This is a genomic window from Streptomyces spororaveus (assembly GCF_016755875.1).
Classification (GTDB): Bacteria; Actinomycetota; Actinomycetes; order Streptomycetales; family Streptomycetaceae; genus Streptomyces; species Streptomyces spororaveus.
On sequence record NZ_BNED01000005.1, the window covers coordinates 5,311,435 to 5,334,400 of the forward strand.

At 72.9% G+C, this 22,966-nt stretch carries 13 protein-coding genes; 5 read left to right on the forward strand and 8 right to left on the reverse strand.

The features are described from left to right. Positions 1 to 32 precede the first annotated feature (32 nt). Positions 33 to 4,997 (forward strand): NAD-glutamate dehydrogenase, encoded by a 4,965-nt coding sequence (locus tag Sspor_RS26390; protein WP_202201344.1) that lies wholly within the window; start codon positions 33 to 35, stop codon positions 4,995 to 4,997. Positions 4,998 to 5,130: 133 nt separating this feature from the next. On the opposite strand, the gene Sspor_RS26395 is transcribed toward Sspor_RS26390, so the two are convergent. Next, a complete protein-coding gene (locus Sspor_RS26395) occupies positions 5,131 to 5,916 on the reverse strand; it encodes an ABC transporter ATP-binding protein (RefSeq protein ID WP_202201345.1) in 786 nt (261 codons plus the stop codon). Beyond that, positions 5,909 to 6,820 carry an ABC transporter permease gene (locus Sspor_RS26400; protein WP_202201346.1) on the reverse strand — a complete coding sequence of 304 codons (912 nt, stop codon included), beginning with the start codon at positions 6,818 to 6,820 and terminating at the stop codon, positions 5,909 to 5,911. Before Sspor_RS26400 ends, Sspor_RS26395 begins: the two co-directional genes overlap by 8 nt. 136 nt (positions 6,821 to 6,956) lie before the next feature. Between Sspor_RS26400 and Sspor_RS26405 the strand changes: the two genes are divergently transcribed. Next, complete coding sequence (locus tag Sspor_RS26405) at positions 6,957 to 7,592, forward strand: TetR/AcrR family transcriptional regulator (protein ID WP_202201347.1); 636 nt, start codon at positions 6,957 to 6,959, stop codon at positions 7,590 to 7,592. A 70-nt stretch (positions 7,593 to 7,662) separates the two neighbouring features. Here the strand turns inward: Sspor_RS26405 and Sspor_RS26410 are convergent, their stop codons facing one another. The 5 genes from Sspor_RS26410 to Sspor_RS26430 form a co-directional block, all read right to left on the reverse strand. Continuing rightward, positions 7,663 to 9,921: a bifunctional glycosyltransferase/CDP-glycerol:glycerophosphate glycerophosphotransferase gene (locus Sspor_RS26410; protein WP_202201348.1), complete on the reverse strand. Its 2,259-nt coding sequence runs from the start codon at positions 9,919 to 9,921 to the stop codon at positions 7,663 to 7,665. A 131-nt stretch (positions 9,922 to 10,052) separates the two neighbouring features. Then, positions 10,053 to 10,946: a carbohydrate ABC transporter permease gene (locus Sspor_RS26415; RefSeq protein ID WP_202201349.1), complete on the reverse strand. Its 894-nt coding sequence runs from the start codon at positions 10,944 to 10,946 to the stop codon at positions 10,053 to 10,055. Then, entirely contained in the window at positions 10,943 to 12,259 is a 1,317-nt protein-coding gene (locus tag Sspor_RS26420) for a carbohydrate ABC transporter permease (protein ID WP_202201350.1), read from the reverse strand. Before Sspor_RS26420 ends, Sspor_RS26415 begins: the two co-directional genes overlap by 4 nt. Positions 12,260 to 12,263: 4 nt before the next feature. After that, a complete protein-coding gene (locus Sspor_RS26425) occupies positions 12,264 to 13,622 on the reverse strand; it encodes an ABC transporter substrate-binding protein (protein ID WP_202201351.1) in 1,359 nt (452 codons plus the stop codon). A gap of 96 nt (positions 13,623 to 13,718) precedes the next feature. Further along, positions 13,719 to 16,679 (reverse strand): FHA domain-containing protein, encoded by a 2,961-nt coding sequence (locus tag Sspor_RS26430; RefSeq protein ID WP_202201352.1) that lies wholly within the window; start codon positions 16,677 to 16,679, stop codon positions 13,719 to 13,721. Positions 16,680 to 17,116: 437 nt separating this feature from the next. On the opposite strand from Sspor_RS26430, the gene Sspor_RS26435 reads away from it, so the two are divergent. Continuing rightward, a complete protein-coding gene (locus Sspor_RS26435; RefSeq protein ID WP_202201353.1) occupies positions 17,117 to 18,889 on the forward strand; it encodes a serine/threonine-protein kinase in 1,773 nt (590 codons plus the stop codon). Positions 18,890 to 19,049: 160 nt separating this feature from the next. Then, positions 19,050 to 20,297 (forward strand): serine/threonine-protein kinase, encoded by a 1,248-nt coding sequence (locus Sspor_RS26440; protein WP_202201354.1) that lies wholly within the window; start codon positions 19,050 to 19,052, stop codon positions 20,295 to 20,297. A gap of 107 nt (positions 20,298 to 20,404) precedes the next feature. Here Sspor_RS26440 and Sspor_RS26445 read toward each other — a convergent pair whose 3' ends face one another. After that, positions 20,405 to 21,406 (reverse strand): isopenicillin N synthase family dioxygenase, encoded by a 1,002-nt coding sequence (locus tag Sspor_RS26445; protein WP_202201355.1) that lies wholly within the window; start codon positions 21,404 to 21,406, stop codon positions 20,405 to 20,407. Positions 21,407 to 21,722: 316 nt separating this feature from the next. Between Sspor_RS26445 and prfB the strand changes: the two genes are divergently transcribed. Then, positions 21,723 to 22,832, forward strand: a complete 1,110-nt coding sequence (prfB, locus tag Sspor_RS26450; RefSeq protein WP_202201356.1) for a peptide chain release factor 2 — start codon at positions 21,723 to 21,725, stop codon at positions 22,830 to 22,832. Positions 22,833 to 22,966: the final 134 nt, after the last annotated feature.

Consider the following 22,966-nt stretch of genomic DNA (forward strand, 5'->3'; position numbering starts at 1 on the left):
CACGCAATGGCGCGCGACAGGAGCCAGAGGACATGCAGACCAAGCTGGACGAAGCAAAGGCCGAGCTGCTCGCACGGGCGGCCCGGGTAGCTGAGCACAGCCCGGCCGGGGGGCTACTTCCGACTGGGGCCGAGCGGGGGGAGCGTCCGGACCAGGACACGGTTCTCTCCTACCTCCAGCGCTACTACCTGCACACGGCGCCAGAGGACCTCGCGGACCGGGACCCGGTCGATGTGTTCGGAGCCGCGCTCTCCCACTACCGGCTCGCCGAGAACCGGCCGCAGGGCACCGCGAACGTACGCGTGCACACGCCCACGGTGGAGGAGAACGGCTGGACCTCCAGCCACTCCGTCGTCGAGGTCGTCACCGACGACATGCCGTTCCTCGTGGACTCCGTGACGAACGAGCTGTCCCGCCAGGGCCGCGGCATCCACGTCGTGATCCACCCGCAGGTCGTCGTCCGCCGCGACATCACCGGCAAGCTGATCGAGATCCTCGGCCCCGACTGCGACGCCCACGGCCCCGCCACCGCGCGTCCCCACGACTCCCTCGTCGAGTCCTGGATCCACGTCGAGATGGACCGCGAGACCGACAAGGCCGATCTCAAGCAGATCACCGCCGATCTCCAGCGCGTCCTGTCCGACGTGCGCGAGTCCGTCGAGGACTGGGAGAAGATGCGCGAGGCCGCGCTGCGGATCGCGGAGGGCCTCCCGGACGAGCCCACCGCCCCCGACCTGCGCGAGTACGAGCTCGAAGAGGCCCGTGAGCTGCTGCGCTGGCTCGCCGACGACCACTTCACCTTCCTCGGCTACCGCGAGTACAACCTCGTCGACGGCGACTCCCTGTCCGCCGTGCCCGGTACCGGCCTCGGCATCCTGCGCTCCGACCCGCACCACAGCGGCAAGGAGGACGGCCACCCGGTCTCGCCGTCCTTCAACCGGCTGCCCGCCGACGCGCGCGCCAAGGCCCGCGAGCACCGCCTGCTGGTGCTGACCAAGGCCAACAGCCGCTCCACCGTGCACCGCCCCTCGTACCTCGACTACGTGGGCGTCAAGAAGTTCGACGCCGACGGCAACGTCGTCGGCGAGCGCCGCTTCCTCGGCCTGTTCTCCTCCGCCGCGTACACCGAGTCCGTACGCCGCGTCCCGGTCATCCGCCGCAAGGTCGCGGAGGTCCTCGCCGGCGCCGGCTTCGCGCCGAGCAGCCACGACGGCCGCGACCTGACGCAGATCCTGGAGACGTACCCGCGCGACGAGCTGTTCCAGACCCCGGTCGACCAGCTCCAGGCCATCGTCACCTCCGTCCTGTACCTCCAGGAACGCCGCCGGCTGCGGCTGTACCTGCGCCAGGACGAGTACGGCCGCTACTACTCGGCGCTCGTCTACCTGCCCCGCGACCGCTTCACCACCGGTGTGCGGCTGCGCCTGATGGACATCCTGCGCGAGGAGCTCGGCGGCATCAGCGTCGACTTCACCGCCTGGAACACCGAGTCGATCCTCTCCCGCATCCACTTCGTCGTCCGCGTCCCGCAGGGCACCGAGCTGCCCGCGCTGACCGACTCCGACGTCGAGCGCATCGAGGGCCGTCTCGTCGAGGCCGCCCGCTCCTGGGCCGACGGCTTCCAGGAAGCGCTGATCGCCGAGTGCGGCGAGGAGCGCGCGGCCGAGCTGCTGCGCCGCTACGGCACCTCCTTCGCCGAGGGCTACAAGGCCGACCACTCGCCGCGCGCGGCCGTCGCCGACCTGATCCACCTGGAGCGGCTCGCCGCCAGCGACCGCAAGTTCGCGCTCTCGCTCTACGAGCCCGTCGGCGCGGGCCCCGGCGAGCGCCGCTTCAAGATCTTCCGCACCGGGGACCAGGTCTCGCTCTCCGCGGTCCTGCCGGTGCTGCAGCGCCTGGGCGTCGAGGTCACCGACGAGCGCCCGTACGAGCTGCGCCGCTCCGACCGGGTCAGCGCGTGGATCTACGACTTCGGTCTGCGGATGCCCGTCACCGGCAACGGGGAGACCTACCTCGGCGACGACGCCCGCGAACGCTTCCAGGACGCCTTCGCCGCGGTCTGGCAGGGCGACGCGGAGAACGACAACTTCAACGCCCTGGTGCTCAGCGCCGGACTCACCTGGCGGCAGGCCGTCGTCCTGCGCGCGTACGCCAAGTACCTGCGCCAGGCCGGCTCCACCTTCAGCCAGGACTACATGGAGGACACCCTCCGCAACAACGTCCACACCACCCGGCTGCTGGTCTCGCTCTTCGAGGCCCGGATGGCGCCCGTGCGCCAGACCGCCGGCAGCGAGCTCGTGGACGCCATGCTGGAGGAGCTCGACGGGGCCCTGGACCAGGTCGCCTCGCTCGACGAGGACCGCATCCTGCGGGCCTTCCTCACCCTCATCAAGGCCACGCTGCGCACGAACTTCTTCCAGCTCAACGGCGTGGGCGAGCAGCACTCCTACGTGTCGATGAAGTTCGACCCGCAGGCCATCCCGGACCTGCCGGCCCCGCGTCCGGCCTTCGAGATCTGGGTGTACTCCCCGCGCGTCGAGGGCGTCCACCTGCGCTTCGGCAAGGTCGCCCGAGGCGGCCTGCGCTGGTCCGACCGCCGCGAGGACTTCCGTACGGAGATCCTCGGCCTGGTCAAGGCCCAGATGGTCAAGAACACCGTGATCGTGCCGGTCGGCGCCAAGGGCGGCTTCGTCGCGAAGAACCTCCCCGACCCGTCGGTGGACCGTGACGCCTGGCTCGCCGAGGGCATCGCCTCGTACAAGATCTTCATCTCGGCGCTGCTCGACATCACCGACAACATGGTCGCCGGCGAGGTCCTGCCCCCCAAGGGCGTGGTCCGCCACGACGAGGACGACACCTACCTCGTCGTCGCCGCCGACAAGGGCACCGCGACCTTCTCCGACATCGCCAACGGAGTGGCCGAGTCCTACGGCTTCTGGCTCGGCGACGCCTTCGCGTCGGGCGGCTCGGCCGGCTACGACCACAAGGGCATGGGCATCACCGCCCGCGGCGCGTGGGAGTCCGTCAAGCGGCACTTCCGCGAGCTGGGCCACGACACCCAGACCGAGGACTTCACCGTCGTCGGCGTCGGCGACATGTCCGGTGACGTGTTCGGCAACGGCATGCTGCTCTCCGAGCACATCCGCCTGGTGGCCGCCTTCGACCACCGGCACATCTTCATCGACCCGAACCCGGACGCGGCCACCTCCTACGCCGAGCGCCGCCGCCTGTTCGAGCTGCCGCGCTCCTCGTGGGCCGACTACGACACCTCGCTGATCTCGGCGGGCGGTGGCATCCACCCGCGTACCGCGAAGGCCGTCCCGATCACCGCGCAGGTCCGCGAGGCCCTCGGCATCGAGGCGGGCGTCACCAAGATGACCCCGGCCGACCTGATGAAGGCGATCCTGCAGTCCCCCGTGGACCTGCTGTGGAACGGCGGCATCGGTACGTACGTCAAGGCCACCGCCGAGACGCACGCGGACGTCGGCGACAAGGCCAACGACGCCATCCGCGTCAACGGCTCCGACGTGCGGGCCAAGGTCATCGGCGAGGGCGGCAACCTGGGTCTCACCCAGCTCGGCCGGATCGAGTTCGCCCGCACCGGCGCGGGCGGCGACGGCGGCAAGGTCAACACCGACGCCATCGACAACAGCGCGGGCGTGGACACCTCCGACCACGAGGTGAACATCAAGATCCTGCTCAACGCGGTCGTCACCGACGGCGACATGACCGTCAAGCAGCGCAACAAGCTGCTCGCCCAGATGACCGACGAGGTCGGCCGGCTGGTCCTGCGCAACAACTACGCGCAGAACGTCGCGCTCGCCAACGGCGCGGCCCAGGCCCCGAGCCTGCTCCACGCCCAGCAGCGCTACATGCGCCGGCTGGAGCGCGACGGCCGCCTCGACCGGGCGCTGGAGTTCCTGCCCACCGACCGGCAGATCCGCGAGCTGATGAACGGCGGCAAGGGGCTGACCCAGCCGGAGCTGGCGGTGCTGTTCGCGTACACCAAGATCACGGTGGCGGACGAGCTCATCACCACCGAGCTGCCGGACGACCCGTACCTGCGCCGTCTGCTCTTCGCGTACTTCCCGGACGCCCTGGCCGAGCGGCTCACCGAGCAGATCGACGCGCATGCGCTGCGCCGGGAGATCATCACCACCATCCTGGTCAACGACACCGTCAACACGGGTGGTTCGACCTTCCTGCACCGTCTGCGCGAGGAGAGCGGGGCCTCCACGGAGGAGATCGTCCGCGCGCAGCTCGCGGCCCGCGAGATCTTCGGCCTGGCCGATGTGTGGGACGCGGTGGAGGCGCTCGACAACAAGGTCGCCGCGGACGTCCAGACCCGGGTGCGGCTGCACTCGCGGCGCCTGGTCGAGCGCGGTACCCGCTGGCTGCTGAACAACCGGCCGCAGCCGCTCCAGATCACCGAGACCATCGGCCTCTTCCAGGAGCGCGTGGCCCAGGTCTGGGCCGAGCTGCCGAAGCTGGTGCGCGGCGCCGACCTGGAGTGGTACCAGTCGATCCTGGACGAGCTGACGGGTGAGGGCGTCCCGGAGGAACTGGCCGCCAAGGTGGCCGGCTTCTCGTCCGCCTTCCCGGCGCTGGACATCGTCGCGATCGCCGACCGCACGGGTGTGGACCCGCTGGAGGTCGCCGAGGTGTACTACGACCTCGGCGACCGCCTGGCGATCACCCAGCTGATGGACCGGATCATCGAGCTGCCGCGGTCCGACCGCTGGCAGTCGATGGCCCGTGCCTCCATCCGCGAGGACCTGTTCGCGGCCCACGCGGCGCTGACCGCGGACGTGCTGTCGGTGGGCAACGGCACGTCGACTCCCGAGGAGCGCTTCAAGGCGTGGGAGGAGAAGAACGCGGCGATCATCGGGCGGGCGCGGACGACCCTGGACGAGATCCAGGGGTCGGACGACTTCGACCTGGCGAACCTGTCGGTGGCGATGCGGACGATGCGGTCGCTGTTGCGCGTGCACAGCTGATCGGTCGGCTTCGCCGAACGGGCCGGGCCCGGGACCTTGGTGGTCCCGGGCCCGGCCCGTTCCGTTTCCGTCCTGTTCGCTGCCGGGGGCGCTGCCCCGGACCCCCGCGCCCCGAACGCCGGCGGGGCTGAATTCAGCGCCGGGTGAAGGCCTCGTAGGCGTCGCAGACCTCGGCCGAGGGGCCGTCCATGCGCAGGACACCGGCCTCCAGCCAGATCGCGCGGTCGCAGGTCTCGCGGACCGTGTTGATGCCGTGGCTGACGAGGAAGACGGTGCCCGCGTGCTCGCGGAGTTCCTCGATGCGGGCCTGGCTGCGGCGCTGGAAGGCGGCGTCGCCGGTGGCCAGGGCCTCGTCGATCATCAGGACGTCGTGGTCCTTGGCGGCGGCGATGGAGAAGCGCAGCCGGGCGCCCATGCCCGAGGAGTACGTCCGCATGGGCAGGGAGATGAAGTCGCCCTTCTCGTTGATGCCGGAGAAGTCGACGATGCCCTGGTAGCGCTCGCGGATCTGCTGCTTGGACATGCCCATCGCGAGGCCGCCGAGGACGACGTTGCGTTCGCCGGTCAGGTCGTTCATCAGGGCGGCGTTCACGCCCAGCAGGGACGGCTGGCCGTGCGAGTAGATCCGGCCGTGGGCCACCGGCTGGAGGCCGGCGATGGCGGCCAGCAGGGTGGACTTGCCCGAGCCGTTGGAGCCGATGAGGCCGATGGCCTCGCCCTTGTACGCGGTGAAGGTGACGCCCTTGACGGCGTGCACCTCCTTCATGCCCGGGGCCGGCCCGCGGGAGAAGACCCGGCTGAGCGCCGCGGTGGCGCCGCCCTTGCGGGCGCCGGATCCGTTGACCTTGTAGATGACGTGGACCCCGTCGGCGATGACGGTGGGTACCCGGGTGTCGCTCTTCGACGCGGTGTCAGCCACGGCCGTACTCCTCTTCTGCCTTCCAGAACCAGATGAAACCGCCGACGCCGGCGAGCAGGGCCCAGCCGATGGCCAGCGGCCACGCGTGGGGCGGGAGCGAGTGCGCCTGGAAGCTGTCGATCAGTGCGAAGCGCATCAGGTCGATGTAGACGGCGGCCGGGTTGAGCTTGAGCAGGGTCAGCACCCAGTGGTGCGGCAGGTGGTCCGACTGGAGCATCTGGTCGATGGACCACATGACGCCCGAGGAGTACATCCAGGTGCGCAGGACGAACGGCATCAGCTGGCTGACGTCCGGGCTCTTGCTGCCGATGCGCGCCATGACCATCGCGCAGCCGGCGGCGAACACGGCCGTCAGCAGGAGGGCCGGGACGGCCAGGAACCAGGACCAGGCGGGCCGCTGGCCGAAGGCCAGCAGCAGGATGACCAGGGCGCCCATGGTGACGAGCAGCTGCTGGAAGAGCTGGACGACGGTGGAGATGGGCAGGCTGGCGCGCGGGAAGTGCAAGGCGCGGACGAGGCCGCGGTTGCTGTGGACGGCGCGGGTGCCGGCGTTGATGGAGCTGCCGATGAAGTCCCAGACGAAGATGCCGGTGATCAGGAAGGGCACGTAGTCCGGCACGCCGTGGCTGGCCTTCATCACGATGCCGAAGATGAAGTAGTAGACGGCCGCGTTGAGCAGCGGGGTCACCAGGTGCCAGAGCTGGCCGAGCTTGGCCGTGCTGTACGTGGCCTGCATGCGGGCGGTCGCGTACGCGGTCACGAAGTGGCGCCGGTCCCAGAGCTCCGCGATGTAGCGGGGGAGCGTGGGGCGGGCGCCGCTGAGGGTGAGGCCGTGGGCGGCGGCGAGCCGCGCGAGTTCCGCGGAGGGCGCGGGTGCGGTCTTGGGTGCGGTCGCGGTGGTCACAGGGTTCGCTTTCGACGGGGCAGTACGTCACTGCCGAGGTCGGGACGGGTCCGTATCGTCGCTACGGCGAGATTAGGGCGTGGCACGTCGGAACGCAACCGTTTCGTCGTGACGGGGGCGCGGTTATGCTCTCTGCATGACCCCGGACCCCGCCGCCCCTTCCGCCCCCGCCCGCAGAGCCCCCGCCGGTGCCGCAGTCCTGCGCGCGGACGTGACCGAGGCGATCCGTGACGCGGTGGTGGAGGAACTGGCCGCGGTCGGCTTCTCGAAGATGTCCATCGAGGGCATCGCCCGGCGGGCGGGTGTTGGCAAGACCGCCGTCTACCGGCGGTGGAAGTCGAAGCTGCACCTGGTGCTGGACCTGGTGGGGGCCTTCGCGGTGGACGGCCTGCCGGTGCCCGCGACGGGCTCGCTGTACGGGGACGTACGGGCCCTGCTGGAGGTCATGTCACACGTGCTGCGGCACCCGGTGGCCTCCGCGGTGATTCCCGACCTGCTCGTGGAGGCGGCGCGCAACCCGGAGATCGCCGAGGCGGTACGCGGCGCCCTGCTCGACGGGCAGCGCCGCATGGCGGAGGGGATCGTCTCCGATGCGGTCGCCCGCGGCGAACTCACGGCGGGCATCGACCCCGCCCACGCACTCGACCTGCTGATCGGTCCGCTCTACTGGCGCCAGGTGGTCGTCCGGGACGCGGTGACGGGCAGCCACCTCGACGTCCTGGCCCACCAGGTGGTGGCGGGCCTCAAGGCCGGCTCCGGCCCGGACGCGTAGGGGGTGTCTTGCCGGTCAGGGCGGGCTCGCGCTGGCCCCCTAGGCCCCGCGCCCACCCGGCGGTGCGGCGCTACGGCCAGACGGGGGCCAGAGCCGGCGCGGGAGCCGCAGGAGCCGCGGGAGCCGGGCGGCGGTCCTCCAGGGGGACGACCGCCGGGATCGGGGCCGTCTGCCCGAGGAAGACCCGGCGCACCACCCGCTCCGCCGCGTGGCCGTCGTCGTGCGAGCAGAAACGCGCGCGGAACGCCGCCCGCAGCTGCGCGGAGCGCGAGCCCTGCCAGTGGCCCGTGCTGAAGATGTCCACCAGCTCGTCCTCGGTCCGGGCGATCGCGCCCGGCGGGCACGACCGCAGGTCGAAGTACGTGCCCCGGGCCGCCTCGTACGCCTCCCAGTCGTCCGCGTGGATCACGATCGGCCGGTCCAGCGCCGCGTAGTCGAACATCAGGGACGAGTAGTCCGTCACCAGCGCGTCCGAGGCCAGGCACAGCTCCTCCACCGAGGGGTGCGCGGAGACGTCGATCAGGCGCGGGTGCGTGTCCGGGGAGGGCGGGAGGTCCGCGTACGTGAGATGGGTGCGGGCCAGGATCGTGAAGCGCGGGCCCAGCTCCCGCAGCACCCGCTCGAAGTCCAGGTGCTCGGGCCGGCTGCGCCGGTAGTCGCGGTGCGTGGGCGCGTACAGGACGGCCGTCGAGCCCGCCGGGATGCCGAGGCGTTCGCGCAGCTCCAGCACCTCGGCCGGGCCAGCCCGGTGGAAGACGTCGTTGCGCGGGTAGCCGTACTCCAGCGTGGTGTAGGAGGACGGGACGGCCTTCTCCCACACCAGGGTGGAGTGCCGGTTCGAGGAGAGCAGGTAGTCCCACTGGTCGGCGCCGCGCAGCAGACCCGCGAAGTCCGTCGTCGGGGTGGCCGCCGGGCGGTCCTGGAGGTCGAGGCCGACGCGCTTGAGCGGGGTGCCGTGCTGGGTCTGGACGAGGATCTGGCCCGGCCGCTTGACCAGGGCGCGGTCGAAGTTGACGTTCGTGACCAGGTAGGTGGCCCTGGCCAGGGCGGTCCAGTACGCCGCCGAGCCCGGGCGCAGCGCCGTCGTCTCGCGGGGCAGGGTCGGGGCGTGCTCCGGATCGCAGATCCAGGCCGTGCGCATCCGCGGCGCGAGCTCCCGCAGCTTGGCCTCGATCGCCGCCGGGTTGCAGGCGTAGCCGCCGTGCCAGTACGCGGAGAAGACGGCGAGCTCCGGGCGGAGCGGCAGCAGCCGCTGGATCCGGTAGTGCAGCCGCAGCCGGCACTCCCGCAGGCCCCGCCACAGGGCCGAGGCGGCGCGGCCCAGCGCCAGTGCGGCCGTGCGCAGCGCGGACAGCAGCCGGTAGGTGCGCCGGGTGCCCAGCCGCATCAGGGTGTGCCGGACCCGGTCGGTCCGGGACAGGGACAGCGGCAGGGCGCCGCTGCCGCCGGGTACGGGGACGCGGTGGCGGCGCAGCAGGGCGCAGGCCCGGGCGAAGAACTCGGCCCGGGCGGCGCGCGGGAGGCGGCGCGGGTCGGCGTACAGGGTGCAGAAGTGCTCGGCCATCCGGCGGTGCAGGGCGGGGCGCCAGCGCTCCAGCTCGGGGCGGGTGGCGAGGTGGCCGAAGACCCGGTCGTACTGGTCGAAGATGTCGAGGTGGCGGCGGCTGGTGGTGGTCAGGATCGAGCCGGTGCGCCGCTGCCGGTAGTGGACGCAGACCCGGTCCAGGACGGCGACGGACTCCGCGGCCAGCAGGGCCGGGTAGGTCCAGGGGGTGTCCTCGTAGAAGCCGGGCGGGAATTCGAGGCCCTCGCGCTCCACGTACTCGCGGCGGTAGGCCTTGTTCCAGACCACCATCAGCATGCCGAGGAGAGCGGGGCGGTCGGCGAGCCGGAAGCTGGCCGGGCCCTCCTCGGAGAGCCGGTGGGAGAGGCGGTTGCGGACGAGTTCGCCCGACCAGAAGGTGCGCGCGTAGTCGTAGACCAGGACGTCGGGGGAGCCGGTGGCCTTCAGCCGGTCGGTGATGGCCTGCAGGGCGCCCGGGGCGAGGGTGTCGTCGCCGTCGAGGAAGATCAGGTAGTCGCCGCCCGCCCGCGCCAGGCCCGCGTTGCGGGCCGGGCCCAGGCCGAGGTTGTGCGCCAGGTGGACGGCCGTCACCCGGGGGTCACGTGCCGCGTACTCGTCGATGATCGACCCGCAGGCGTCCGGAGAGGCGTCGTCGACCGCGATCAGCTCCAGATCCGGGTACGACTGGGCCAGGACCGAGTCCAGACTCTCCTGGAGGTAGGCCTGGACCTTGTACGCGGGCACGATGACGCTGAACCGGGGCACGGCACATCCAGGGGTCGGCGCGGGCATTTGCCCAGGAACCCCCGGCGTGGCGATCGGGTTACGCGCTGTGTGGCATTCGGGTTACGCAGCGTCAGCGGGCCGCGCCGCACGGGGTGCGCGCCCGCGCAGGGCTACTTGATCGCCCCGGCCATCACCCCCGAGACGAACTGCCGCTGGAAGGCGAAGAACACCACGAGCGGGACCGCCATCGACAGGAACGCGCCGGGCGCGAGCACGTCGATGTTGTTCCCGAACTGCCGTACCTGCTGCTGGAGCGCGACCGTGATCGGCGGGTGGGCGGAGTCCGCGAACACCAGCGCCACCAGCATGTCGTTCCACACCCACAGGAACTGGAAGATGCCGAGCGAGGCGATCGCCGGGCCGCCGAGCGGCAGCACCACCCGTGTGAACAGACGCAGTTCACCCGCCCCGTCGAGCCGGGCCGCCTCCAGCAGCTCACGCGGGATCTCCGCGAAGAAGTTGCGCAGCAGGAACACGGCGAAGGGCAGTCCGAAGGCGGTGTGGAAGAGGACCACGCCCGCCGTGGTCTCGAACAGCCCGATGGAACCGAAGAGTTCGGAGACCGGGATCAGTGCCACCTGCACGGGCACGACGAGCAGTCCGACGACGACGAGGAACAGCCAGTCCCGGCCGGGGAACTCCAGCCAGGCGAAGGCGTATCCGGCGAGCGAGCCCAGGACCAGGACCAGCAGGGTGGCCGGCACGGCGATCGCGAACGTGTTGAGGAGCGAGCCGGTGATGGTGTCGTTCGCCAGCAGGCGCTGGTAGTTGTCGGCCGTCAGCCGTGAGGGCGCGGTCAGCACCTGCCACCAGCCGCCGCTGTTGAGGTCGGTGGGGGAGACGAAGGAGGAGAGCAGCAGCCCGAGCGTGGGCAGCAGCCAGAAGAGCGCCGCCACGACCAGGAAGACGCGCAGCGCGCCGCCGGCGAGCCGGGCGGACGCGCGCGCGGCGTACGAGGACCTGGGGTGCGCCGCAGGGGCCGGCGTCACGTCGGAACGGCTCATCGGGACCCCTCCTTGCGCAGTCGGCGGATGTTCACGAGCATCACCGGGATCACCAGCACCAGCAGCAGTACGGCGATGGCACTGCCCAGCCCCGGATCGGCGTCCGTGCCGAAGGAGGTCCGGTACAGCTGGAGCGCGAGCACGTTCGCGTCGTCCTGGACCGCGCCCGGCGCGATCACGAAGACCAGGTCGAAGATCTTCATGACGTTGATGACGAGGGTGACGAGCACGACCACCAGGACGGGCGCCAGCAGCGGGACGGTGATCCGCCGGAACACCTGCCACTCGCCGGCCCCGTCCACGCGCGCCGCCTCCAGCAGCTCCCGCGGTACGGCGGCCAGCCCCGCCCCGATCAGCACCATCGCGAAACCGGCCCACATCCATACGTACGCCCCGATGACCGCCGGGGTGACGAGCGCCGGGCCGAGCCACTGGACCCCGGAGTACGCCTCCCGGAAGTTGGCCGCGGGCAGCCGCAGCAGCGCCCCGTCCGCCTTCCCGGACAGCGTGAAGGTGCCGTCGGCTCCGGCCGTCGTCCGCTCGACGACCCGGCCGTCCTTGACCGCCTCGATCCGCATCCCGGCGAAGCCCTGCTCGGTCGGGTCGACCACGTTCACCGCCCCGCCCCCGCCCCGGGTGAAGTCCTGCCAGACCGTGCCCGTGACCTTCCCCGGCACGGCGCCGGAGCTGCCCGCGGTACGGGTTCCCTCCGGCAGCGCCTCCGGGGCCACGCCGACCAGCGGGAGCAGCACCGGAGTACCCGCGCGGACGGGGTCGCGGGTCACGAAGGCACCCCCGCCGGCGTCCGCGAGCGGCGATTCCCGGCCCGGGCGCGCCTTGGGGAAGGCCGAGGACTGCGCGAAGGTGTCGTGGACCCCGACCCAGACCGCGTTGGCGACCCCTCGGTCGGGATCGTGGTCGTAGACGAGCCGGAAGATGATGCCCGCGGCCAGCATCGAGATCGCCATCGGCATGAAGACCAGCAGCTTGAACGCCGTCCCCCAGCGCACCCGTTCGGTGAGGACCGCGAAGATCAGCCCGAGGGCGGTGGCCGTGGCCGGGGCGAGCACCACCCACAGCGCCGTGTTCTTCAGGGCGGTGCGGATCGTGTCGTCGCTCAGGATCTCCCGGTAGTTGTCACCGCCGACGAAGGTGTCGCCGGAACGGTCGAAGAGGCTGCGGTAGAGGGAGTAGCCGATCGGGTGCACGACGAGCGCACCGAGCAGCACCAGCGCCGGGAGGAGGAACGCCGCCGCGATCAGACGGCGGCGCCGGACCTCCGCCGGGACGCGTGCGGCGGCAGGGGCCGGCACGGGATCAGTTCCCGTAGGCCTTGGCCGCGTCCGCCTCCAGTTTCGCCTGGGTGCCCGCCACGTCCGACGGGTTCGCCAGGAAGTCCTGGAGCGCCTTCCACTCGCCCGCTCCCGGGGTCCCGCCGAAGGCCGCCGGGGCCTGGTCCGACATGTCGAAGCGGAAGTCGTCGCCCGCCGCGATCAGCGCCTTGGCGATGTTCCGCTGGATGTCGTTCGGATACACCGCCGGGTCGACCGCCTTGTTCGGGGAGAGGAACCCGCCCTGACGGGCGTGGATCTCCGCCGCGTCCGCCGAGGCCAGGAAGGTCAGCAGTGCCTGCGCCCCCTTCGACGGCTTCAGGGCGACCGCCACGTCGCCGCCCGAGACCACCGGAGCCTTCGCACCGACCGCCGGGAAGGGGAAGACCAGGGCGTCCTCGCCGACCTTCGCCTGCGTCTGCGCGATGTTCACCGCCACGAAGTCGCCCTCGAAGACCATCGCGGCGGCCGGCCGGTCGCCTCCGGTGAAGGTCTGCGTCACCGACTTCGGGAATTCCGTGGACAGCGCCCCGCTCGGCCCGCCCGCCAGGAAGTCCTTGCGGCCGAACAGCTCGCCGAGCGTGGTCAGCGCCTGCTTGACGCTGTCGTCCGTCCACTTGATCCGGTGCTTGGCCAGCTGGTCGTACTTCTCCGGGCCGGCCTGCGAGAGGTAGATGTTCTCGAACCAGTCGGTGAGGGTCCAGCCGTCCGCGCCCGCCACCGAGACGGCCGGGGTGCCCGAGGCGGACAGCGTGTCGGCCGCCGTGATCAGTTCCTTCCAGGTCTTCGGGGGCTTCACCCCCGCCGCCTCGAAGGCTTTCGCGTTGTACCAGATCAGCGACTTGTTGGCGGCCTTGTAGTACACGCCGTACCGGGTGTCCCCGACGGTGCCCAGCTTCTTCCAGCCGTCCGAGTAGTTCGCGTCGAGCTGGGCGGCGGCCTCCGGGCCCAGCGGCTGCGCCCACTTGTTCTCCACCGCCGCGGCCAGCGCCCCGACCTGCGGGAGCAGCGCCACGTCCGGCGGCGCACCGCCCGCGATCTTCGTGCCGAGGAAGGTGACGATCGGGTCCTGGGCCGGGACGAAGGTGACGGAGGCACCCGTCCGCTTCTCGAACTCCTTCAGGACCTTGATGAAGTTCTCCTGCTCCGGGCCCGTCCAGACCGCGGCGACCTCCAGCTTCTCGCCGGGCAGCTTCGGTAACTGCACCCGGGGTGCGGCCGTGCTGCCCTCGGGACCCTGCGGCTCCTCCGTTCCGCCGTCCCCGCACGCGCCGAGCGTGAGGGCCGCCGCGGCGGCGAGCGCCGTCCAGGTGAGTGTCGTACGGCTCGTTCCGTGCCTGCGCATGGCTCTGCCCCCGATGCCCGTGATGTGTCCCGGACCACAAGGTCTACGCCGAGCCGTGCGCCCCCGCAATACCGCGTCGCGGGGGCGCGCCGGACGTCAGGGGGCCGGGGGGAACAGCACGGGCGTCGCCGAGACCAGGCGTGAGGCCCGGTCCAGGGCGCTGGCCAGCAGTGCGAGGTCGGTGGGCCCGTTGCCCAGTTCACGGACCGGGCGGCGGGCCGGCGGATCACCCATCCGCTCCCACTCCACCGGGACCACGGTCGGCCGCTGGGTCGCCGTCCGGGGGATCCGGCCGGTGACCCGGCCCGCCTGGAACGGGACCGTCCGGCCGTCCCCGAAGCGGAGCATGCCCCGGCCCGGGCCCGGCTGGTCGGGGGCGTCGAGCTCCACGCGCAGGGTGGCCAGCCGGGCCGGCCCGGTCTCCGCCGTACGGTCCGGGTGGGCGCTGGCGGCCACCAGGTGCACGCCGAGCCGGGCGCCCTCGCGGGCCACCGCCTCCAGGGCCCGGACCACCGAGCCGGCGGCGGGGCGGCCCGTACTGCCCAGCCCCGGCGCGACCAGCGCGTCGAGGTCGTCCACGAGCACCACCAGGCGCGGCAGCGGGCTGGGCCCGGGAGGATCCGTACGGGTGGTCGCGGCCCGCAGCCGCAGCGTGCCGGTCCGCTGGGGGTCGAGGTCGCCGCGCTGCTCGCCAGGGGCGGGCCGGCGCGGCGAGACCATCCGGTCGGACACCTCGCGCTGCGCGTGCCACTCGGCGAAGGACAACTCCTCCAGCAGCTCGGAGCGGCGCTTGAGCTCCGCGCCGAGCGCCTGCGCGAACTCCCGCATGCGCAGCGGATCGGAGGCCACCAGATGGGCGCAGACGTGCGGGAGCTCGGTGCAGGGCCGCAGCCCGTCGCCGCGCTCGCCGCCGGCCCCGTCGAGGAGGAGCAGTCCGAGCCGGTCCGGCCGCGCGGCCGCGGACAGCGACGCCGCCACCGAGCGCAGCAGCTCGGTCCGCCCGCTCCCGGCGGGCCCCTCGATGAGCAGGTGCGGGCCGTCGTGGACGAGCTCGGTGCCGACGGGCCCGCGGCGTCCGCTGCCCAGCACGATCTCGGCGAGGCCGCCCACGCCCTGCCCCTGGTCGGTGGCGGCGGCCCAACGGGCCATCAGGGAGGCCGGGGTGGCCCGGGCCAGCCCCAGCTCGTCCAGCAGCCGTGCGGTGGCGGGCAGGGCGGCCGCGGTCGGCCGGTACGGCTCGGCGGAGCCGCCCTCGGCGGTGCGCAACGGTGCCAGGGCGCGGGCGAAGCGCTCGGCCCAGGCGACGGAGACGGCGTCGGCGCTGGTGGTGCCCCCGGCCGGGACCGGCCTGCCGCCGCTGATCGTGAAGGTGCGCACGGCCGTGGCCACATCCCCGCTGAGCAGCGCGACCGCGCCGCAGTCCCGGAAGGCGGGGGAGCTCGCGCAGGCGGCCTCGTACGTCTCGGCGACCGGCGAGGCGGGGGTGGCGGCCGGGGCCTCGGCGAGCACGAGCACGTGGATGCCGACGGCCGGGCCGTGCGAGGCGAGCCGGCCGGTGACGTCGCGCAGCGGGCCGGCCCCCGGATCGCCGTCGAGGACGAGGAGCGTGTACGGGCCTTCGTAGACGGCGGCGGCCCGGCGCACCTGGCTCGCATCGGCGGCGGCCCAGTGTGTGCCCAGCGGCCCCTCGTCGAGGCGCCGGGTCAGTTCACCCGTGCGGGCGACGGCCTGGTCGCGGTCGTACGCGAGGAGCAGCCGGCAGTCCTGGCCGTGCGCGGGCCGGACGTGGGGCAGCCAGCCGAGCCAGCCCCAGTCGCGCCGCCGGTCGGCGAGGCCGCGCGCCCGGTCGGCGGAGACGAGCACGATCTCCAGCCCGCCCGGCGCGTGCAGTGCCGCCAGCTGCGCGACCACCCAGCGGGCGGCCCCGGCCAGCCGGGTCCGCGGCCCGGCGAGCCCGAGGGCGCCGACGGCGGGCAGGGACACCCGGCTCCCGGCGCCGAGCCCCACGTCCAGTGCGGCGGGCTGTCCGGGCGTACGGGACCACAGGCGCTCGGTGGGGCCCATCGCGGCCAGCAGCAGCGCGGCGGGATCGTCGGGGTCGGGGGCGGCGAGCACCGGTTCCGGCGGGGCCTCGGCGGGTTCCTCGCCGCGCACCCACTTACGGGCCCAGGCGCCGAGGCCCTTCCGCCGGCCGGAGCCGGAGCCGGAGCCGGAGCCGGGGCTGGTGCCGGAGCCTGAGTCGGGGCCGGTGCCGGGGCTCGGCGCCTCGCCCTGCGGACCGGCCCCGGGGGCTGCACCGGGGGCACCGGGCGCGTCGGGGAGCCCGGGGAGCCCGGGTGCGTCCGGCACCGGCCCGGGCGCGGCCGGATCCGCCCCGGGGAGCGGGCCGGGAAGCGCGGCGGCGGCGGGCCGGGCGGAGACCGAGAGATGGCCCTGGAGGTCCGGGGTCACCGAAAGCGCGGGAGCGCCCGCGGCGGCCAGCCGCAGGGTGGACTCGCCGACCCGCAGCAGCGCCCCCGGCGGCAGGGGGACGGGCTGGGCCCCCACGGGGGAGCCGTCCAGGGTGGTGCCGTTCGTCGAGTTCAGGTCGGCCACCGCGACCCGCCCGTCGGGTATCACCGTCACCGCGCAGTGCAGCCGGGATACGTCGGGGTCGTCGAGGGGGACGTCGGCGTCGGCGGAGCGGCCCACCCGGATCTGCCCGCTGTGCAGCAGGTGCACCCCGCCCGCGTCGGGTCCGGCGACGACGTGCAGCTGGGCCGCGCCGAGGCCGTCCTCCGGCAGGACGTCCGGTACCGGCCCGTGCAGCGCCAGGACCGCGCCGTCCACGAGCGGCGGTTCGCCGAGCACCCGCCGCTGGAGGTCGAGGCGCTCGGAGCCCGCGTACAGCACGACCGTGCCCCCGGTGTCGGGCCCGCCGACGGTGGCCGCGAGCCCGGAGGCGACCGCGGCCAGCGCGGTGCCGACGGGTGCGGTGACGAGCACGTCACAGCTCGCGGGGGCGGTCGCGGTGTGGTGGCCGCTGCGCGACCCAAGGACGGTCAGCCGGATCTGCATCGCCGTCAGCGGTCCCTTCTGCGCGGTGCGCGGTGTGTGCGCCCGGCAGGGGGATCCCGTGACATGACCGCCCCGGTCGCCCCCCACCCGGCACGGACGCGTCGTCCGGTCAGGTCTGCCCGGAAGGCGGGGCTCCCGTCCCGTGCCGTCCGTACATGTGCATCCTCGCACCTGTCACGGACAACACGCCCGGCACCCGGCAACAAATGATCTTGATGTGCGGGGACCCGGGTCGGACCCCGGTCGGATCCGGACACCAAGGCCGGTAAAGACGGGGAAAATCGCCTCCGGCATACCCCGCAAACATCACCCTCCGCACATATGTGCGGCAACCAACCTCCGGGGACCGGCGTCTTCCCGGGGGACACCCCCTAGAGTGGGCCGGAAAACCAATCAGCAGATCGACCACAGCAGACGACAGCAGGGGAGCGCGAGACGTGCGGCCAGTCGGCAGCAAGTACCTGCTCGAGGAGCCGCTCGGGCGCGGCGCCACGGGCACTGTCTGGCGTGCCCGCCAGAGGGAGGCCGCCGGCGCGGAGGCGGCCGTCACGGGACAGCCCGGGGAGACCGTGGCCATCAAGGTCCTCAAGGAGGAGCTGGCCCAGGATCCCGACATCGTCATGCGCTTCCTGCGGGAGCGCTCGGTCCTGCTGCGCCTGACCCACCCCAACATCGTGCGCACCCGCGACCTCGTCGTCGAGGGCGATCTGCTGGCCCTGGTCATGGACCTGATCGACGGCCCGGACCTGCACCGGTACCTCCGCGAGAACGGCCCCTTCACGCCCGTCGCCGCGAGCCTGCTGACCGCCCAGATCGCCGACGCCCTCGCCGCCAGCCACGCCGACGGAGTGGTCCACCGCGACCTGAAGCCGGCCAACGTGCTGCTCGACGAGCGCGGCGGCCAGATGAAGCCGATGCTCACCGACTTCGGCATCGCCCGCCTCGCCGACTCCCCGGGCCTGACCCGCACCCACGAGTTCGTCGGTACCCCGGCCTACGTCGCCCCCGAGTCCGCCGAGGGCCGCCCGCAGACCTCCGCCGTCGACATCTACGGCGCCGGCATCCTCCTCTACGAGCTGCTCACCGGCCGCCCGCCGTTCGCCGGCGGCACCGCGCTCGAAGTGCTCCACCGCCACCTCAGCGAGGACCCGCAGCGGCCGCCCACCGTGCCCGAACCGCTGTGGACGGTCATCGAGCGCTGCCTGCGCAAGGAGCCGAACGAGCGGCCCAGCGCCGAGAGCCTGGCCCGCGGACTGCGCGTGGTGGCCTCCGGCATCGGCGTGCACTCCTCGGCCGAAGAGGTGGAGGCCGCGCTCGGCGTGGGCGCGCTGCTCGCGCCCGACCCCTCGCCGGCCCCGGTCCCCGAGACCCCCGGCGCCGCCGACCCCACGCAGATGCTGCCCTCGACGGGCGCGCAGGCCGGCGCGTACGACCCGAACGCCATGACCAGCGTCATGCCCCCGGTCGGTGCGGCCGACGCCACCTCGGTGCTGTCGAGCACCGCGGGCCCCGGCGCCGACCCGACCTCGGTGATGCCCCCGGTGCAGCGCCCCGACTCGCCGCACCCGTGGCAGTCGCAGATGCAGGCCGCGCGGGACCGCAACGAGCAGACGCAGATCCAGTACCTCGACCCGAACGAGGACCCGCTGCGCCGCCGTCCGCAGCGGCAGGCGCCTCCGCCGCCGCAGCACCGGCCGCAGCCGCAGCAGCAGCCGCCGCAGTACCGACAGGGCCCGCCGCCCCCGCAGCAGCAGTACCAGCAGCCTCAGCAGCCGCAGTACCGCCAGCCGCAGCAGCCGCCCCAGCAGCAGTACGCGCCTCCGCCGCCGCAGCACTACCAGCCGCAGCAGCACCAGCCTCAGCCGTACCAGCAGCAGCCTCAGCCGCAGCAGCCCCAGTACCGCCAGCCCCAGCAGCAGCCCCCGCAGGCCCCGCCGCAGCGGCCGGCCCCCCGGGAGCCGCGCGAGCCGCGCCGCCGCAGCGCCAACCCGGTGCGGATCCCCGGCCTCGGCTGCCTCAAGGGCTGCCTGGTGCTGATCCTGGTGTTCTTCGTCGCCGGCTGGCTGGTCTGGGAACTGACCCCGCTCCAGGAGTGGATCGGCACCGGCAAGGGCTGGTGGGACCAGGTCTGGACCTGGGGCAACGACGTCGTCGACTGGGTCGGCACGATCGGGGACTCCGCGGGCTCCTCGGGCTCCGGCAAGCCCTGAGGCGGACCCTCGTAGCGCCGACTCAGTGGATTTGTCGACTTCTGGGACACGATTTCGCTCGCAGAAGTGAAGGTCGCCGCGAATCCGGCCCCCTGCTGGCCTCCAATGCCCACCCGGCCGCGTAGCTTTGGTGCGTACGCCAGCCGCTGAGGGAGCAGTCGTGGCACGGAAGATCGGCAGCCGGTACACCGCGCACCAGATCCTGGGGCGCGGCAGCGCGGGCACGGTGTGGCTGGGCGAGGGGCCTGACGGGCCCGTCGCCGTCAAACTGCTGCGCGAGGACCTCGCGTCCGACCAGGAACTCGTCGGACGGTTCGTCCAGGAGCGCAGCGCGCTGCTCGGCCTGGAGCATCCGCACGTCGTCTCCGTCCGCGACCTCGTCGTGGACGGCAACGACCTCGCCCTCGTCATGGACCTCGTCCGCGGTACGGACCTGCGCACGCGCCTCGACCGCGAACGGCGGCTCGCCCCCGAGGCGGCCGTGGCGATCGTCGCGGACGTCGCCGACGCGCTGGCCGCGGCGCACGCGGCGGGGGTCGTCCACCGGGACGTCAAGCCGGAGAACGTCCTGCTCGACATGCAGGGACCGCTCGGCCCCGGCGGCTCGCACCCGGCGCTGCTGACCGACTTCGGCGTGGCCAAGCTGATCGACTCCCCCCGGCGGGCCGCCACGGGCCGGGCCTCGGCCCCGACGACCCGGATCATCGGCACCCCGGACTACCTGGCGCCCGAGATCGTCGAGGGCCTGCCCCCGCGGGCCGCGGTGGACATATATGCCCTGGCCACGGTCCTGTACGAGCTGCTGGCCGGATTCACCCCCTTCGGCGGGGGCCACCCGGGCGCGGTCCTGCGGCGGCACGTGACGGAGACCGTGGTCCCGCTGCCGGGGATCCCCGACGAGCTGTGGCAGCTCGTCGTGCAGTGTCTGGCCAAGGCCCCGGCCTCGCGGCTGCGGGCCTCGGAGCTGTCGGTCCGGCTGCGGGACCTGCTGCCGCTGCTGGCGGGGATGCCGCCGCTGGACGTGGACGAGCCGGACGACGCGGATCCGGACCCCGAGCCCTCGGAGGAACCGGTGGCCGACCCGGTCCGGCGGCGGGGCGTGGTCCCGCTGGTGCCGGGCTCGGCGACCGACTCCAACCGGGACACCCACACCTCGATGCGCGTGCCGGGGCCGGACGAGCTGGCGGGCGGGGCGCTGGGCACCGCCCGCGTACCGCGCCCCGCGGGCGGCCACCGCCCGGGCTCGGCGCGGCACCGTGCGGAGGCGGCCCGCAAGCGCCGCCTGGTTCTGTCGGTGTCGGCCCTGGCCCTGGCCGCGGCCGTCGGTCTGGGCACGTGGGTGGCCGTCTCGGGCGACGAGGCCCCGCCCCCGCAGGACAGCAAGCAGTCGGTCCCGGCGAAGCGCTAGCCGCCGGGTGCGGCGCCGCGGTCGGGGTGGCCGAATTCAGCCTCGCCGGCGTTTGAGGCGCGGGTCCGGGCGGAGCCCGGAAGGCTCCGCCCTGTGGCCCGGGACGGCTACACCGTGGCCAGTTCCGGGTGCCAGCGCCGCGCCACGGCCGGGTGGGCGCGGACCCAGCCCTTCAGTTCGTTGCGGCCGTACTCGGCGTGCAGAGGGTTCGAGTCGTCGTGCGCGACACCGGGCGCGGAGCGCAGGTACTCGCCCGGAACGGTCTCGATCACCGCGTCCAGCCGCGGGTTGTAGAAGAACGGCACCGAGTACCGCTCCACCGCGCCGGGCGGGCTGACCACCCGGTGGTCCGTCGCCGTCAGGTAGCCCTCGGTCGCGATCTCCAGCAGCTCGCCCAGGTTCACCACGAAGGCGCCCGGCATCGGCGGTACGTCCACGTAGCCGCCGTCCCGGACCACCTGGAGGCCGCCCACCGAGTCCTGCAGCAGGAGCGTCAGGAACCCGTAGTCCTTGTGGGCGCCGACCCCCTGGTCGGCGCCGGAGGGGGCCGATCCCGGGTAGCGGATCAGCTTGGTGTGCAGGTGCGGGCGGTCCGCGAAGGCCTCGTCGAAGAAGTCCGCCGGGGCGCCGATCGCCACGAGGAGCTCCTGGAGCAGGCGGTGGGCGACCGCGGCGAGCCGGGACTGCCAGTCCAGGACCACCGTACGGAGCTCCGGGAGGGCGGCGGGCCACTGGTTCGGGCCCTCCAGCCACAGGAACGCCGGGTCGTCCGGCCCCACGACCGGCGCCGGGCGCTCCGCGCCCACGTCCAGCTGGTCCCGCCAGTCGGAGGCGCCGCCGGTCAGCTCGTGGCCGATCCGGGTGTAGCCGCGGAAGTGCGGGGAGTTCAGATTGCTGACGGCGAGCCGGTCGGCTTCCGGGAGGGCGAAGAAGGCCTTGGTCAGGTCGAGGATGCGGGCGCTCTCGGCGGCGGTGACTCCGTGGCCGGTCAGGTGCAGGAAACCGGTGTCCCTGGCTGCTGCGTGCAGCTTCTTCAGGAAGTCGGCCCGCTGGGCCGGGTCGTCGGCCTGGGAGAGGTCCAGGACCGGGAGAGTGTGCGCGGACGGCATGACGGCTCCGTTTCGGATGTCACGGGGTCCTGTTCCCCAGAGGTGGTGGGGGCCGCGGGCGGGGGGATGGTCTCCGGCATGGATGGTGCCGGTGCCACGGGTGCCGCGTACAGGACCAAGTCGGATCGTGGTGGATCAGGCTTGGGTTCGGTCCGGCGGCGGACAGCTCGTCGTCGTGACACGCATGTGGTCGACATGGCGGCGCTTGACGAGGAGAACGGTCATACGGAGAGCGTACGCCCGTACGATCCCTCATCAGTACGGGTGATTCAGCCTGCCCGGACGGCGTTGTCCGGGGACCGGCTACGCTGGACCCGTGGCAGTCGTCGATGTTTCCGAAGAGCTGAAGTCCCTCTCCTCGACCATGGGGTCGATCGAGGCCGTCCTGGACCTCGACAAGCTGAGGGCAGATATCGCCGTGCTTGAGGAGCAGGCCGCCGCGCCGTCCCTGTGGGACGACCCGGAGGCCGCTCAGAAGATCACGAGCAAGCTTTCGCACCTCCAGGCGGAGGTCCGCAAGACAGAGACCCTGCGGGGGCGCATCGACGACCTCGCGGTCCTCTTCGACCTCGCCCAGGAGATGGACGACGCGGACACCCTGGCCGAGGCCGAGGCCGAGCTCGTCTCCGTCCGCAAGGCGCTGGACGAGATGGAGGTCCGGACCCTGCTCTCCGGCGAGTACGCCGAGCGCGAGGCCCTGGTCAACATCCGGGCCGAGGCCGGCGGCGTCGACGCCTCCGACTTCGCCGAGCGCCTCCAGCGCATGTACCTGCGCTGGGCGGAGCGCCACGGCTACTCGACCGAGATCTACGAGACCTCGTACGCGGAAGAGGCCGGCATCAAGTCGACCACCTTCGTCGTCAAGGCCCCGTACGCCTACGGCACCCTCTCCGTCGAGCAGGGCACCCACCGCCTCGTGCGCATCTCGCCCTTCGACAACCAGGGCCGCCGCCAGACCTCCTTCGCGGGCGTCGAGGTGCTCCCGGTCGTGGAGACCAGCGACCACGTCGAGATCGACGAGGCCGAGCTGCGCGTCGACGTCTACCGCGCCTCCGGCCCCGGCGGCCAGGGCGTCAACACCACCGACTCGGCGGTGCGCATCACGCACATCCCGACCGGCATCGTCGTCTCCTGCCAGAACGAGCGCTCGCAGATCCAGAACAAGGCCAGTGCGATGAACGTGCTCCAGGCCAAGCTGCTGGAGCGGCGCCGCCAGGAGGAGAAGGACAAGATGGACGCCCTCAAGGACGGCGGAAGCTCCTGGGGCAACCAGATGCGGTCCTACGTCCTGCACCCGTACCAGATGGTCAAGGACCTGCGGACGGAGTTCGAGGTCGGCAACCCGCAGGCGGTGCTCGACGGCGAGATCGACGGCTTCCTGGAGGCCGGAATCCGCTGGCGCAAGCAGCAGGAGCAGACCGCGTAACCGAGCGGGACGCCCACGGCACGTGGACACGCGGAAGGGCCCGGACACCTGGTGTCCGGGCCCTTCTCGCGTTGCCGCGTCGTGTGATCGGTACGTGGCGCGGGCCCACCGCTAGCCCCACGGCCGGGCGGTCA

Bases quoted from the DNA above. Each gene is read 5' to 3' on its own strand.
- Sspor_RS26415 (WP_202201349.1), bottom strand. From the start codon at position 10,946: ATGAGCCGTTCCGACGTGACGCCGGCCCCTGCGGCGCACCCCAGGTCC.
- Sspor_RS26445 (WP_202201355.1), bottom strand. From the start codon at position 21,406: ATGCCGTCCGCGCACACTCTCCCGGTCCTGGACCTCTCCCAGGCCGAC.
- Sspor_RS26390 (WP_202201344.1), top strand. From the start codon at position 33: ATGCAGACCAAGCTGGACGAAGCAAAGGCCGAGCTGCTCGCACGGGCG.
- Sspor_RS26425 (WP_202201351.1), bottom strand. From the start codon at position 13,622: ATGCGCAGGCACGGAACGAGCCGTACGACACTCACCTGGACGGCGCTC.
- Sspor_RS26405 (WP_202201347.1), top strand. From the start codon at position 6,957: ATGACCCCGGACCCCGCCGCCCCTTCCGCCCCCGCCCGCAGAGCCCCC.
- Sspor_RS26430 (WP_202201352.1), bottom strand. From the start codon at position 16,679: ATGCAGATCCGGCTGACCGTCCTTGGGTCGCGCAGCGGCCACCACACC.